Source organism: Bacillus sp. FSL P2-0069 (genome assembly GCF_038593315.1).
GTDB lineage: Bacteria > Bacillota > Bacilli > Bacillales > Bacillaceae > Bacillus > Bacillus safensis.
This window is the reverse complement of the sequence record NZ_CP151984.1, coordinates 2539398-2553841: the sequence shown is the minus strand read 5'-3', so window position 1 is coordinate 2553841 and position 14444 is coordinate 2539398. Positions and strand designations below refer to the sequence as shown.

The 14444-nt window shown below is 42.1% G+C and carries 13 protein-coding genes; 9 read left to right on the top strand and 4 right to left on the bottom strand.

The window, feature by feature from the left end:
- The first annotated feature begins 93 nt into the window (after nucleotides 1-93).
- The 6 genes from NSQ34_RS13040 to NSQ34_RS13015 all read left to right on the top strand — a co-directional run bounded on the left by NSQ34_RS13040 (nucleotide 94) and on the right by NSQ34_RS13015 (nucleotide 6775).
- Nucleotides 94-1305 (top strand): argininosuccinate synthase, encoded by a 1212-nt coding sequence (locus tag NSQ34_RS13040; protein ID WP_024424806.1) that lies wholly within the window; start codon nucleotides 94-96, stop codon nucleotides 1303-1305.
- Nucleotides 1302-2675, top strand: coding sequence for an argininosuccinate lyase (gene argH, locus NSQ34_RS13035; protein WP_024424805.1), 1374 nt, complete (start codon nucleotides 1302-1304; stop codon nucleotides 2673-2675). The genes NSQ34_RS13040 and argH overlap by 4 nt, the downstream gene beginning before the upstream one ends.
- 118 nt (nucleotides 2676-2793) lie before the next feature.
- Nucleotides 2794-3702 (top strand): phosphotransferase, encoded by a 909-nt coding sequence (locus NSQ34_RS13030; protein WP_268456590.1) that lies wholly within the window; start codon nucleotides 2794-2796, stop codon nucleotides 3700-3702.
- A gap of 95 nt (nucleotides 3703-3797) precedes the next feature.
- A complete protein-coding gene (locus NSQ34_RS13025) occupies nucleotides 3798-4553 on the top strand; it encodes an SDR family oxidoreductase (protein ID WP_034279624.1) in 756 nt (251 codons plus the stop codon).
- A gap of 67 nt (nucleotides 4554-4620) precedes the next feature.
- Nucleotides 4621-5304, top strand: a complete 684-nt coding sequence (locus tag NSQ34_RS13020) for a metal-dependent hydrolase (protein ID WP_176966880.1) — start codon at nucleotides 4621-4623, stop codon at nucleotides 5302-5304.
- Between the two features lie 148 nt (nucleotides 5305-5452).
- Complete coding sequence (locus tag NSQ34_RS13015; RefSeq protein WP_034279630.1) at nucleotides 5453-6775, top strand: CBS domain-containing protein; 1323 nt, start codon at nucleotides 5453-5455, stop codon at nucleotides 6773-6775.
- Nucleotides 6776-6812: 37 nt separating this feature from the next.
- Here the strand turns inward: NSQ34_RS13015 and NSQ34_RS13010 are convergent, their stop codons facing one another.
- Nucleotides 6813-7115: a YtpI family protein gene (locus NSQ34_RS13010; protein WP_003216665.1), complete on the bottom strand. Its 303-nt coding sequence runs from the start codon at nucleotides 7113-7115 to the stop codon at nucleotides 6813-6815.
- Nucleotides 7116-7262: 147 nt separating this feature from the next.
- On the opposite strand from NSQ34_RS13010, the gene NSQ34_RS13005 reads away from it, so the two are divergent.
- Nucleotides 7263-8204, top strand: coding sequence for a bifunctional oligoribonuclease/PAP phosphatase NrnA (locus NSQ34_RS13005; protein WP_024424800.1), 942 nt, complete (start codon nucleotides 7263-7265; stop codon nucleotides 8202-8204).
- A 52-nt stretch (nucleotides 8205-8256) separates the two neighbouring features.
- Here NSQ34_RS13005 and NSQ34_RS13000 read toward each other — a convergent pair whose 3' ends face one another.
- The 3 genes from NSQ34_RS13000 to NSQ34_RS12990 all read right to left on the bottom strand — a co-directional run bounded on the left by NSQ34_RS13000 (nucleotide 8257) and on the right by NSQ34_RS12990 (nucleotide 9392).
- On the bottom strand, nucleotides 8257-8442 hold the full coding sequence (locus NSQ34_RS13000) for a hypothetical protein (RefSeq protein ID WP_003216400.1): 186 nt from the start codon (nucleotides 8440-8442) through the stop codon (nucleotides 8257-8259).
- A 108-nt stretch (nucleotides 8443-8550) separates the two neighbouring features.
- Nucleotides 8551-9054 carry a sporulation membrane protein YtrI gene (gene ytrI / locus NSQ34_RS12995; RefSeq protein WP_003216226.1) on the bottom strand — a complete coding sequence of 168 codons (504 nt, stop codon included), beginning with the start codon at nucleotides 9052-9054 and terminating at the stop codon, nucleotides 8551-8553.
- Entirely contained in the window at nucleotides 9051-9392 is a 342-nt protein-coding gene (locus tag NSQ34_RS12990) for a YtrH family sporulation protein (RefSeq protein ID WP_024424798.1), read from the bottom strand. The genes ytrI and NSQ34_RS12990 overlap by 4 nt, the downstream gene beginning before the upstream one ends.
- Nucleotides 9393-9529: 137 nt before the next feature.
- Between NSQ34_RS12990 and dnaE the strand changes: the two genes are divergently transcribed.
- A complete protein-coding gene (dnaE, locus tag NSQ34_RS12985) occupies nucleotides 9530-12865 on the top strand; it encodes a DNA polymerase III subunit alpha (RefSeq protein WP_176966881.1) in 3336 nt (1111 codons plus the stop codon).
- 141 nt (nucleotides 12866-13006) lie between these two features.
- The gene (locus tag NSQ34_RS12980; RefSeq protein ID WP_025092260.1) at nucleotides 13007-14239 is read left to right on the top strand and encodes a malic enzyme-like NAD(P)-binding protein; all 1233 of its coding nucleotides are present in this window, start codon (nucleotides 13007-13009) and stop codon (nucleotides 14237-14239) included.
- Nucleotides 14240-14444 lie beyond the last annotated feature (205 nt).

Here is a 14444-nt window from a genome sequence, read left to right as displayed (position 1 = left end):
TGTATACATACTAAATGCATGTTTATAAATTAAAACTTATTTTTATGCAAAAACATTCACAGAATCAAAACAAGCGAGAGGAGCTTTTCAATCATGTCACAAAATAAAAAAGTCGTATTAGCATATTCCGGAGGTCTTGATACCTCTGTTGCAGTTAAATGGTTACAAGAGCAAGGATACGAAGTCGTTGCTTGCTGCTTGGACGTAGGTGAAGGAAAAGATTTAGCATTCGTTCAACAAAAAGCACTTCAAGTCGGAGCTGTTCAATCATACATGATTGACGCAAAAGAAGAATTTGCTGAAGAGTTTGCGCTCACTGCATTACAAGCACACACAATGTATGAAGGAAAATATCCACTAGTATCTGCACTATCCCGCCCGCTTATTGCAAAAAAATTAGTGGAAGTGGCAGAAAAAGAAAATGCAGTAGCAGTTGCTCATGGATGTACTGGAAAAGGGAACGACCAAGTTCGTTTCGAAGTATCCATTAAAGCATTGAATCCAGACCTAGAAGTTCTTGCACCAGTGCGTGAATGGAAATGGTCTCGTGATGAAGAAATCGATTATGCACAAAAACACGGTATTCCAATTCCGATTAACTTAGACAGCCCATATTCAATCGACCAAAACCTTTGGGGCAGAAGTAACGAATGTGGCATTTTAGAAGATCCTTGGGCTGCGCCGCCAGAGGGTGCATACGATCTGACAAATCCACTTGAAAAAACGCCTGACACACCTGAAATCATTGAGATCACGTTTGAAAAAGGAAAACCGACTGCGATTGATGGTATCCAATATTCATTATCTGATCTCATCCTTCATTTAAATGAAGTCGCTGGTCAGCATGGTGTAGGCAGAATCGATCACGTTGAAAACCGTCTTGTTGGCATCAAATCCCGTGAAGTGTACGAGTGCCCAGGTGCTGTCACACTTCTTAAAGCACATAAAGAGCTTGAAGACTTAACGCTTGTCAAGGAAGTGGCACACTTTAAACCAATCGTTGAACAAAAAATGGCTGAATTAATATACAACGGCTTATGGTTCTCACCGCTTAAAGAAGCACTAGATGCATTCTTACAAGAAACACAGCAGAACGTAACGGGTGTTGTACGTGTGAAACTATTTAAAGGTCATGCCATTGTAGAAGGACGTAAATCACCATATTCACTTTATGATGAAAATCTAGCAACTTATACAAAAGCAGACGAATTCGATCATGATGCAGCTGTAGGATTTATTAACCTTTGGGGCTTACCGACAAAAGTAAACAGCATCGTGAATAAAAAGGAGCAGGTTAAAGCATGAAAAAGCTTTGGGGAGGCCGATTTCAAAAAACACCAGAAAAATGGGTCGATGAGTTTGGCGCGTCCATTCATTTCGACAAACAATTAGTCAAAGAAGATTTGACCGGCTCCCTTGCTCATGCAAGTATGCTGAATAAATGCGGTATCCTCGGCGATGAGGAGGCCGCTGCCATCAAAGACGGACTAAATACGCTCATGAAAAAGGCAGAGGCGGATGAACTGGAATTCTCAGTCGATTATGAAGACATTCATTTAAACCTTGAAAAAATGCTCATTGATGAGATTGGTCCGCTTGGCGGCAAATTGCACACAGCGAGAAGCCGGAATGATCAGGTTGCAACCGATATGCACTTATATTTGAATAACCAAGTCGAGCATATTATTGAGCTGATCTCTTCCTTTCAAACGGTGCTTGTAGAAAAGGCAGAACAGCACGTTGAAACAATTTTTCCAGGATATACGCACCTGCAGCGTGCACAGCCTATTTCGTTTGCCCATCATATGCTCGCCTATTTTTGGATGCTTGAGCGTGACAAAGCGCGCTTTCAAGATTCATTGAAGCGAATTAACGTGTCTCCACTTGGATGCGGAGCGTTAGCAGGAACGACATTCCCGATTGATCGTGAATATACAGCAGAGCAGCTTGGCTTTGACCACATTTACGAAAACAGCCTCGATGGTGTGAGTGACCGGGACTTCATTTTAGAGTTTTTATCTAATAGCAGCCTTGTGATGATGCATCTCTCACGTTTTTGTGAGGAAATCATTTTATGGTGCTCGCAAGAATTCAAATTCATTGAACTCGATGACACGTATGCAACAGGCAGCAGCATGATGCCGCAGAAGAAAAACCCGGATATGGCTGAATTAATCCGCGGGAAAACAGGCCGCGTGTATGGCAATCTGATGGGGCTTCTCACGATTATGAAAGGCTTGCCGCTTACGTATAACAAAGACCTGCAAGAAGATAAAGAAGGCATGTTTGATACAGTGAAAACCATCGCTGGCAGCCTGCAAATTTTCACAGGCATGATTCAAACGATGACAGTGAACGAAGATGTCATGAAAAAGGCAACAAAAGAAGATTTCTCAAACGCAACAGAAGTGGCAGACTACCTTGCGAAAAAAGGCATGCCATTCCGTGAAGCACACGAAATCGTTGGCAAGCTTGTGTATACATGTATTCAAAAAGGCATCTATCTAAGTGATCTTCCTTTTGAAACATTTACAGAAGCAAGCGAACTTTTTGAACAAGACATTTACACAGTTCTTGACCCATATGTTGCTGTTGAAAAAAGAACAAGTGCAGGCGGAACTGGATTCAAACAAATTCAGCTCGCTTTAGAAAAAGCAAAAGCCTGCCTGGCATAACTTATCAAAACCATTCGTTTATACGGATGGTTTTTTTGTCATGGAAAAAGGAGATTGATGATCATTGGAGAAATGAAAGCATACCTGCGTCAAGCAGAAGAGGGAGTGACAGCAGATCATGAAGAAAACGCTTGAGGCTTTGTTTCATCAACCAATCGTATCAGTGAAAACGTTAGGAGAACAATATGACGGACGGGTTAATGATGTGTGGCTGATCTCCTTACAAGATAAAACGGAATATGTAGTCAAATCTCCTAAAACTGCAAGAGAAGAAAGTGAATTTGTGTTTGGGATCAAGATGATCTATGGAGTAGATGACCGTACTGTACAAGAGCATATCGATCAAATCAATCAAAAGTTGTCTCATATGAATTCTTCCTTTCATATTCCAGAAGTTGTTCGTAAAGTGAAGAAGGTAGGGAGACATTTTTATGTAATGGAAAAAGTAGAAGGAACAACTTGTACATCTTTTGAGGGACGTTCATCAGACTTTTATAAGGATTATGGGAGGAAACTAGCACAACTTCATTCATATCGTATTGACTTTTTTGGTGCAGTCTACGGAGCTGAAAAGAAGCATTTGAGAGAATTCCATGCTGTGTTAAAAAAGGCTGTATCCAAACTCATAGACCGCTATTACGCTGATCAGCCTGAATTTCACTGTTATGCAGAAATTGTGCTGCAAAAGATCGAAAAGCTAAGGACGCCTGATTCAGCCAGTCTTATTTTAATTGATTTAGATCCGTCTCAATATATTGAAAATGATGATCAAGTGACGAGTTTAGTTGATACAGAATATGTCGTATATGGACCAGCTGCGTTTGATTTTATTGCATTGGAATACCTTTTGACGAAAGAAGCTGCCCGCAATGTTCAATTGGGTTATGAAAAGATTTGCCCGCTTCCTCGCGATCTTCATGAGGTGAGAGAATGCTATCGTTTTGTTTCGCTGCTGCTCGATATCCATGGCTCTTGGGATTTGAAAAAGTGGATGAATCACCCTATACTGTTTGACTCATATCGATAAAGGGTTCATAAGTGCGCCAGATGCCGGTTTATAGTAAAGTAAAGATAACAAAAGAAACACGTGAACTTGCAACCTTTGCTTTAGGAGGAGATTGTGTGCGACACGCATTAATAACAGCGGGTTCTAAAGGACTTGGCCGGAAAGTCACCGAGTCTTTACTGAATATGGGGTATTCTGTGACAGTGAATTATCGAAGTGATGATGAAGCTGTCCGGCAGATGAAAGAAGAACTACAGCAGTACGAAGATAAGCTTCAATTTGTCCAAGGTGATGTGACAAAAAAAGAAGATTTAAAAAACATGGTAGAGCTGGCAGCAGAGCGATTTGGGCGGATTGATGCCCTGATTAACAATGCTGGCCCTTATATTTTTGAACGAAAAAAACTGGCGGATTATTCTGAGGATGAATGGTATCAAATGATGGAAGGCAACCTATCAGCAGTATTCCATTTGTTCCGAATGGTCATCCCAATGATGAGAAAACAAGGCTTTGGCCGCATTATCACTTATGGCTTCCAAGGTGCAGACCATGCGCCAGGCTGGATGCACAGATCAGCCTTTGGAGCGGCAAAAGTGGGCCTTGCGTCATTGACGAAAACCATTGCGATTGAAGAAGCCGAAAATGGTATCACGGCCAATATGGTGTGTCCAGGCAAAATCGTTGGAGACATGAAAGAATCGACAATAGAGGAAGCCCGTCAAATCAAAGACGATGAAACGCCGATAGGCAGGTCTGGCACTGGAGAGGATATAGGACGTATCATCTCATTTCTATGCGATGACCGTTCAGATCTTATTACAGGGACCGTCATTGAAGCAACAGGTGGTCTTAACGTGATTCACAGGCATTAAGTTTTTCAGCTTTTTATAGAGGGAATAAATGATATGAGATCAAAAATTGAAAGGTGGATATACTCACATGAAAGCTACATATCATGGACATTCAGTTGTACACATTGAAACAAACGGATACCATATTTGGATTGATCCATTTTTAAATGGAAATAAGCACACAGAGATCAAACCGCAAGATGTGAAAGCGAATGTCATTTTACTGACACATGGACATGGAGATCACATCGGCGACACCATTGAAATTGCTAAGAACAATGATGCACTTGTTGTCGCGCCTTTCGAACTTGCCACGTATTTAAGCTGGCAAGGGGTGAAAACGCACCCGCTTTCTATTGGAGGCGGCCGTGAGTTTGAATTTGGTAAAGTGAAGCTCACGCAAGCGTTCCATGGTTCAGCTGTCATTGATGAAGAGGCACAGACGATTACGTATACAGGGATGCCATCAGGTATTTTATTTACCGCAGAGGGCAAAACCATTTATCATGCTGGAGACACTGCACTCTTTTCAGATATGAAGCTGATTGGTGAACTGAATCATATTGAGCTCGCATTCCTTCCAATTGGTGATAACTTCACGATGGGACCGGAGGATGCAAGAATCGCAGCAGAATGGCTGCGGGCAAAACAGGTCGTTCCGATTCACTACAGCACATTCCCGCCAATTGAACAGGATCCGCATGCATTTGCAGACAGCCTGCATGGCGGCGTCGGTCATGTGTTAAACAGCGGGGAATCAATCGAGATTTAATCCTCATATGAATAAAGCTGGCACACAAATGCCGGCTTTTTTTATTTGCCTTCATCTGCTGAAAGAAAAGACAAATTGCTATTAAAAGCCTCCTGCCCTTATAATGAAACATAGATGAAAACGCTGAAAACAAAAAGGGTGAACGGGATTGGCGACAAAGCATGAGCAAATTTTATCGTATATTGATTCATTAGATGTCGGGGAGAAAATCTCTGTCCGGCGCATAGCGAAAGAAATGAAAGTGAGTGAAGGCACCGCTTACCGGGCCATCAAAGATGCTGAAAATAAAGGATTCGTCAGTACCATTGAACGAGTCGGCACCATTCGAATTGAACAAAAGAAAAAAGAAAATATTGAAAAACTGACATATGCAGAAGTGGTCAATGTCATTGATGGCCAGGTCCTTGGAGGACGCGCCGGATTACATAAAACGTTAAACAAATTTGTCATTGGAGCGATGGAGCTGGACGCAATGATGCGCTATACGGCTGCTGGCAACCTGCTCATCGTCGGAAACCGAATCAATGCCCACAGACAGGCATTAGAGGCAGGGGCGGCTGTGCTGGTCACAGGCGGATTCTCAACAGATGATGAAATCATTCAGCTCGCAGATGAGCTGGAGCTGCCGATTTTATCGACAAGCTACGATACATTTACCGTAGCGGCCCTCATTAACAGAGCCATTTATGACCAATTAATTAAAAAAGAAATTGTGCTTGTAGAAGATATTTTAACGCCGATTGAACGCACCGTGTATTTATCACCAGAGGATAAGCTTGAAAAATGGTATGAAAAGAATTATGAAACTGGCCACGGCCGTTTCCCGGTCGCAGATGATCAAATGAAGATTCACGGAATCCTCACCTCAAAGGATATTGCGGGGCATGACCGCTCCACACCGATTGAAAAAGTGATGACGAAAAATCCACTGACGGTCATTGGCAAAACATCTGTCGCCTCAGCTGCACAAATGATGGTGTGGGAAGGCATTGAGGTGCTGCCAGTTGTGGATGATCATGCGAAGCTGATCGGTATGATCAGCCGTCAGGATGTGCTCAAGGCGCTCCAAATGATTCAAAAGCAGCCGCAGGTCGGAGAAAAGCTGGATGATGTTGTCTCAAGAGGGTTTAAAGAAACCGATACAGAGAAACCAAAAGCGGATGCGGTTTATCAATACGAGGTTACCCCGCAAATGACGAATCAGCTTGGAAACATTTCATATGGGGTGTTCACACAAATTTTAATCGAATCTGCCAACCGCTTCTTAAAATCTCATAAAAAGGGCGAACTGATCGTCGAGAGTCTCTCTGTCTATTTCTTAAAACCGGTCCAAATGGAATCCACAATCCAGATTAAGCCGAATATTTTAGAAGTAGGGCGCAAGTTTGGAAAGCTGGAAGTGGAGGTTTATCACCAATCGAATATCGTAGGCAAAGCGATGCTGATGGTGCAGCTGATGGAGAGGGGATAATGATAAAAAGGGCGAACTTATGTCGCCCCTTTCCTTATTACGCGTGATCTTTTTCGCCTTCCTTTAAGAAGAGCGGAAGGTAATGCTTGTAGGCTTTATACCCAGCCCACGTACTGCCGATACCGACGGCAACAAAAATAAATCCGATGACAAATGCGAGTGACGAGCGGTTTAAAAATAATTGATTCACACCGAAGAGCAGGACAAAGCAGCCAAGTGCCATACTGGATTTCGCCGACCAGAATTTTTTCTCGACTGGCCGGTTCGTACGGACATTTTTTGCTTTGTAGTATAAATAAAACATGGCAGAACAAATAATAAACACAATCAAAACAAGCATGTGCCAAGCCTCCATTGTAAGTGGTTACAACCCTATTTTAAACGTAAATAGGCTTGCTTACTAGAATAAATTGTCTATTCCTCACTTTTCCGTCACGATAGATTATGATTTAATAATAAAAAGAGTATCGCATGAGAAGGAGTTTTTATGAAAAAAGAACTGATTAGAACCATATCATTATATGACACCATCATCATCCATAGACATGTAAGACCAGATCCTGATGCGTATGGATCGCAGTGCGGCCTTACGGAAATCTTGCGTGCCACCTATCCAGAAAAAAATATTTATGCGACAGGAACGCCTGAGCCATCCCTTTCATTTTTATATGAACTCGATGAGGTACCAGACGACGTGTATAAAGGGGCCCTTGTCATTGTCTGTGATACGGCCAATCAAGCAAGAATCGATGATCAGCGCTATTTAATGGGCGATAAGCTGATGAAAATCGACCATCATCCAAATGAAGATCCTTATGGTGATTTGCTTTGGGTGGATACAGAGGCAAGCTCTGTGAGCGAGATGATTTATGAATTGTACTTAGAGGGGAAAGAAGAAGGATATCAGCTGAATACAAAGGCGGCTGAATTGATCTATGCCGGCATTGTAGGAGACACAGGCCGCTTCCTTTTCCCAAACACAACGAAAAAGACACTCAAATATGCAGGTGAACTCATCGAATATCCATTTTCATCTTCAGATCTTTTCAATCAATTGTATGAGACAGATTTGAATGTCGTGAAATTAAATGGTTATATTTTTCAACATATTTCTTTGTCAGAGAACGGGGTTGCATCTGTTTTCATTAAGCGTGAAATTTTGGAATCGTTCCAAACAACAGCGCAGCAAGCCTCACAGCTTGTTGGGACACTAGGAAATATTGCAGGCATTAAGGCATGGGTCTTTTTTGTGGAAGAAAACGATCAGATTCGTGTTAGATTCCGCTCTAAAGGCGTCGTCATTAACACCATTGCGAAAAAATATCATGGCGGCGGCCACCCGCTTGCAGCCGGTGCGTCCATTTATGATTGGGCAGTAGCAGATGAGATTTTGCGTGATTTAGAGGAAGTATGTAAATCATCATCATAAGAGAGGAGGGATACTTAAGTCCCTTCTCTCTTTTTTGTCATGGAGAAAAGGGTTACTTGCATACAGGGATAAACCAGCAGCCGATGTCTGTTGAATCTTCATAGGCTTGGAGATTTTGATGCTTTAATTCTTTTTTAATTAAATGAGCCATCATTTCTGTCTCAGCATAGGCGCACATGCCGTCTTTGATCCGGCTTGCTTTGTCTCGTGCCATTTGACGATAGCTGTAAACCTCCATTGTCCTCACCTCTTTCTATTTAAGATTTCGTTCTACTTTTAGTGTATAAAAATGAAGCATGAAAAGCGATCTTTGAGGGCAGAAATTCATAAAAATTCCACAACCTCCTTATTCAGCAAATGAAATACGTACTTCAAGTGAAAGCTTCGTATAAATTGTCAGCTCTGTCACTTTCGCGCGATATGCCTTTTCCCGAATGGTATATTCTTTATTTTCCACTGTCCGTTTTAGTAATTCCTTTGTTTTATAGACACTTTCAATATCCTTTGTAATGACTTCTGAGATATCCTCCTTGACCTGATCTTCAAACTTTAGCGTATCTGGCTCTGGGATTTTATACTGCTCACGATTCACGAGATGAACATCTACGCTTTGAATCAGCAGCCGCTTCTTATTATCCTCATTTAACTTATGCAAATCTTCCCGATAGAGTGTGATTTGTTCTTTCAGACTGTCCATATGATGCTGCTGGCTTCTCAGCAGTGTCACTTGCTTTTCCTGAAAGGTTCCGTATGTAAAGAGAAAAATGAGCCAGCTTACAATCGCACCAAACATCATTCCTGCAAAAAAACGCTGCCAGCCTGGGCGTTTATACAGCTCCGGCACCCTCATGATGACACATGCTCCTGGGTGAGCCACGTAATAATGAGATACCCCGTTTGTGCACCGCCCATGGCAGAGATAATTAATAAAATCTGCTTGAAAATATCACGCGTGTTTCCTTCGAAAATGCCTCGTTCAAAGCTATAAACAGCATCAAATGTTCCACCGATAGCGGCGACAAGCGCCCAAATCTTTAAACGGTTGGCAAGACTAGTAATAATGGATAAAGGCGGCTGACCAGATAAATACGCACCAACACCGCCTATGATAGCACCACCCAAAATGACCCCAAGGGCGATAAAATAACAGCTGATAAAATTCGGAATAAAAGCTTCCTTCACATCCATTTTGTCCACCTCACTCTATTCAATATATGGCGTGTGCTGGACAAGTATGAACGGTCAGAAAAGAAAGAACATTTGTTTCTCATCGCATCGCGTTTTATAATGAAAGAATGACTTTAGACGAAAGGAGTGGATTAAGCATGTCTTATGTTCATCTTCAGGTCCACAGTGGATACAGCTTGTTAAGCAGTGCAGCTAAAGTAAAGGAGCTTGTGCTGAAAGCAAAAGAACTTGGCTGCAAGGCGCTTGCTCTTACCGATGACCATGTGATGTATGGCACGGTTGAATTTTATAAGGAATGTAAAAAACATGGCATCAAGCCGGTTATCGGTTTAACAGCTTCTGTCTTCATAGATGAACAAGAGACAGAGGCTTATCCCTTGGTACTCCTTGCAAAAAACAATGAAGGCTATCAAAACCTGATCAAAATCAGCAGTGTGCTGAAATCAAAATCAAAAGCCGGATTGAAAGAGAAATGGCTCAAAAGCTATCACCGCGGGCTCATTGCCATCACACCAGGCGCATCTGGGTATATTGAAACGCTTTTGCAGCATGATCAGTTAGAAGAAGCGCGTGAAGCCGCCAAACAATTGAAGCATATATTCGGCGAGGGACATGTGTATATCGCACTTCAGCCATTTCAGCAGGACGAATCGCTCGCCGGCAAACTGCGGGACGTCTCACAAAGTACGGACATTCCTCTTGTTGCGACGGGTGATGTTCACTATATCAATCGAGAAGACAAAATGGCTTATACGTGCTTAAAGGCGATTAAAGCAGGTAAGCAGCTTTCAGAGATAGAGGAAGACCGAGGAGAAAAGCATTTCAAATCCTTTGATGAAATGTTTGAATGGTATAGAGATGATCGAGAGCTGCTGACAAGAACGGTGGAGATTGCAGACCGCTGTGAAGTCGATTTAAATCTTGGGCAGACAAAACTTCCATCCTATCCAACTCCTGATCAATCAACAGCAGATCAGTTTTTACACAGAGTGTGCGCAGAAGGGATGAAGCAAAGAAAGATTGCTTCAAATGACATGTATGTTAAAAGGCTTGAATATGAGCTGAGCATTATCCAAAAAATGAATTTCAGTGATTATTTTCTCATTGTGTGGGATTTTATGAAGTATGCGCATGACAAAGGGATTGTCACAGGCCCTGGACGGGGATCAGCAGCGGGTTCACTTGTTGCTTATGTTCTGTTTATTACGGATGTCGATCCGATCCGTCACGGTCTTTTATTTGAGCGTTTCTTAAATCCAGAGCGGATCAGTATGCCAGATATAGATATTGATTTCCCCGATACGAGAAGAGATGAAATCATTTCTTATGTAAAAGACAAATACGGAGACATGCATGTGGCGCAAATTGTCACGTTTGGAACACTTGCAGCAAAAGCTGCTTTAAGGGATGTTGGACGTGTGATGGGAATTGATTCAAAAGCAGCGGACCGTCTTGCCAAGCTGATTCCATCAAAGCCAGGAACGACGCTGAAAGAAGCGGTGACTGCATCTTCTGAATTAAAAACGATGCTTCAGCAATCCGAAGAGCTTCGAAAGGTCTTCCAAACTGCTTTAAAAGTAGAAGGCTTGCCAAGACACACCTCTACACATGCAGCTGGCGTTGTGCTGAGCGAAGAGCCGCTGACAGAGGTCGTTCCGATTCAAGACGGCCATGAAGGTGTGTATTTAACGCAGTACGCCATGAATTATTTAGAAGACCTTGGACTTTTAAAGATGGATTTCTTAGGGCTCAGAAACTTAACATTAATTGAATCCATTAAAAACCAGATTGAAAGACAGGAAAACGTCCACATTAACTTTAGTGACATTTCATACGAGGATCAGAAAACGTTTGAATTGTTATCCGCCGGAGATACAACTGGAATATTCCAGCTTGAATCACAGGGAATGCGACAGGTGCTGAGACGCCTGAAGCCGTCTAGTTTAGAAGACATCGTGGCGGTCAATGCCCTCTATCGTCCAGGTCCAATGGAAAATATCCCGCTTTTTATCGACCGAAAGCATGGCAGAGTCAAGGTCTCCTATCCTCATCCTGATTTGTATGACATATTAAAGGATACATATGGGGTCATCGTCTATCAAGAGCAAATCATGCTGATTGCAGCGAAGATGGCTGGTTTTCAGCTGGGCGAGGCAGATCTATTAAGAAGAGCTGTTTCGAAGAAGGATAAAAAGGTCCTTGATGAAGAGCGAAGCCATTTTGTTGAAGGATGCCTAAAAAAGGAGTATCCTGTTAACATTGCAAATGACGTTTATGACTTAATCGTCAAATTTGCAAACTATGGTTTTAATAGAAGCCATGCTGTTGCATATAGCATGATTGGCTTTCAGCTTGCTTATTTAAAAGCGCATTATCCGTTATATTTTATGTGCGGTCTTTTAACGAGTGTAATTGGAAATGAAGACAAAGTTGCTCAATATTTCTATGAGGCGAAGGAAAAAGGGATATCTGTGTTGAAGCCTTCTATTAATAAGAGTGAGTTTCCATTTACGGTTGAAAAAGGGGAGATCCGCTACAGCTTAAGAGCGATCAAAAATGTCGGAGTGTCAGCTGTAAAGGATATATACAGAGCAAGACAGGAAAAGCCGTTTGAAGATTTATTTGATTTTTGCGCAAGAGTATCACCAAAGAGTGTCAACCGAAAAACGATTGAAGCGCTCATTTTTTCAGGGGCGATGGATGAATTTTATCCCAATCGTGCTTCGTTATTAGCATCGATAGATATTGCGTTAGACCACGTGTCATTTTTAAATCCAGAGGATCAGCTGGACTTTCTTGGGGATACAACCTTCTCCATTAAGCCAAAATATGCGGAGATAGAAGAAATGCCGCTTGTTGACCTCCTGCAATTTGAAAAAGAGGCACTCGGGTTATATTTATCAAATCATCCAGTACAAGCGTACCGAGACCGCTTAAGAGAGAATGGTGCAGTGGAAATCATAAGACTTTCTTCCTATATAAAGCGTAAAATCTCAATGGGTGGTCTTTTGACAAAAGTGAAATCGATTCGGACAAAAAATGGACAATCGATGGCATTTGTTACATTTGGGGATGAAACGGGAGAAATGGAAGGCGTTGTCTTTCCAGAGCAATTTAGAAAGCTGTCCCCCTTACTTGAGGAGGGCACCATGCTTTATGTTGAAGGCAGAGTAGAGGTCAGAAATGACAGCAGTCAAATCATCGTGCAAGAAGCTGCTTTGCTGGAAGAGATGGACGCAAAAAGAAAAGAGTCTGTCTACATTCGGGTCAAAGAAGAGAATCATACGCAGGAGCTGCTAGAGCAAGTAAAACGAGTCCTCTCGATGCACAGCGGAGAAGCAGATGTCTATTTGTATTATGAGAAGCAAAAAAAGACGATGAGACTTCCAGATGCATACAAAGTTCATGCAAATCATGCTGTGATTTTCCAGTTAAAAGAGCTGCTCGGTGAACAAAACGTTGTGATTAAATGATGACAAATCGCCTGAATATGTTTTACAAATTCACCTATTGTGTTATCATTTTAAAGATTCTGTGTATTTAAAACTGCCAGTATGTGCTTATCAACTTAGCAAATCATTAAATCATTTTCCACTTGAAGGAGTGTTCATCACATGTCATTAAGAGAAGAAGCATTACATATGCACAAAGAGAATCAAGGCAAACTCGAATCAAAATCAAAAGTACAAGTGAAAAATGCGAAAGACTTGAGCTTGGCTTATTCACCTGGTGTTGCAGAACCATGTAAAGATATTTATGACGACACAAGCAAAGTGTATGATTATACAATGAAAGGCAATATGGTCGCTGTTGTCACAGACGGAAGCGCTGTTTTAGGGCTTGGAAATATTGGTGCAGAAGCATCTCTTCCAGTAATGGAAGGGAAAGCTGTATTATTCAAAAGTTTTGCAGGCGTGGATGCTTTCCCAATCGCGCTTGCAACGAACGATGTTGACAAAATCGTTGAAACAGTGAAGCTTCTTGAGCCGACTTTTGGCGGTGTGAACCTTGAAGATATTGCAGCACCTAACTGCTTTATCATCGAAGAGCGCTTGAAAAAAGAGACAAACATTCCAGTTTTCCACGATGATCAGCACGGAACAGCCATTGTGACAGTAGCAGGACTTGTGAATGCACTGAAGCTATCTGGAAAATCCATGTCTTCAATCAAAGTAGTGGCAAACGGCGCCGGGGCAGCAGGAATTGCGATTATCAAACTTCTTTATCATTTCGGTGTACGTGATATCATTATGTGTGATACGAAAGGTGCTATTTACGAAGGCCGCCCGAACGGTATGAATGCAGTGAAAAACGAAGTAGCTAAATTCACGAACCAAGACCGCAAAGAAGGTTCATTAGAAGAAGTCATTGAAGGTGCAGACGTCTTTATCGGGGTTTCTGTAGCAGGCGCTTTAACAAAAGAAATGGTTGGAAAAATGGCAAAAGATCCTGTCATCTTTGCTATGGCTAATCCAAATCCAGAGATCATGCCAGAAGATGCACATGCAGCAGGTGCAAGTGTTGTAGGAACTGGCCGTTCTGACTTCCCGAACCAAGTGAACAACGTACTGGCATTCCCAGGAATTTTCCGCGGAGCATTAGATGTACGTGCGACTCACATTAACGAAGAAATGAAAATCGCAGCTGTTGAAGCGATTGCGTCTCTTGTTTCAGATGAAGAATTGTCAGCTGAATATGTCATCCCTGCACCATTTGATGCACGCGTAGCACCAGCGGTAGCAAAAGCGGTGGCAAAAGCAGCAATGGAAACTGGCGTTGCAAGAATCAAGGTCGACCCAGAAGCTGTCGCTGAAAAAACAAGAAAATTAACGATTATCGGCGAATAATCAACTGGAAAAGTGTGCACGTTCTTTCTGAAACTGGAGGAAAAACGTGCACCATTTCCTCTCTTATGCGAAAAATTTTTCATCCGGAATGAGATTTTTTTGTAGACGTTCACAATTCAAACATATCAACTGCTCAGCGCCCCAAACACATACTCATTTCTCATCAATTCCCCACTGAAAAAATTGAATGAAGGATGACAGCGTT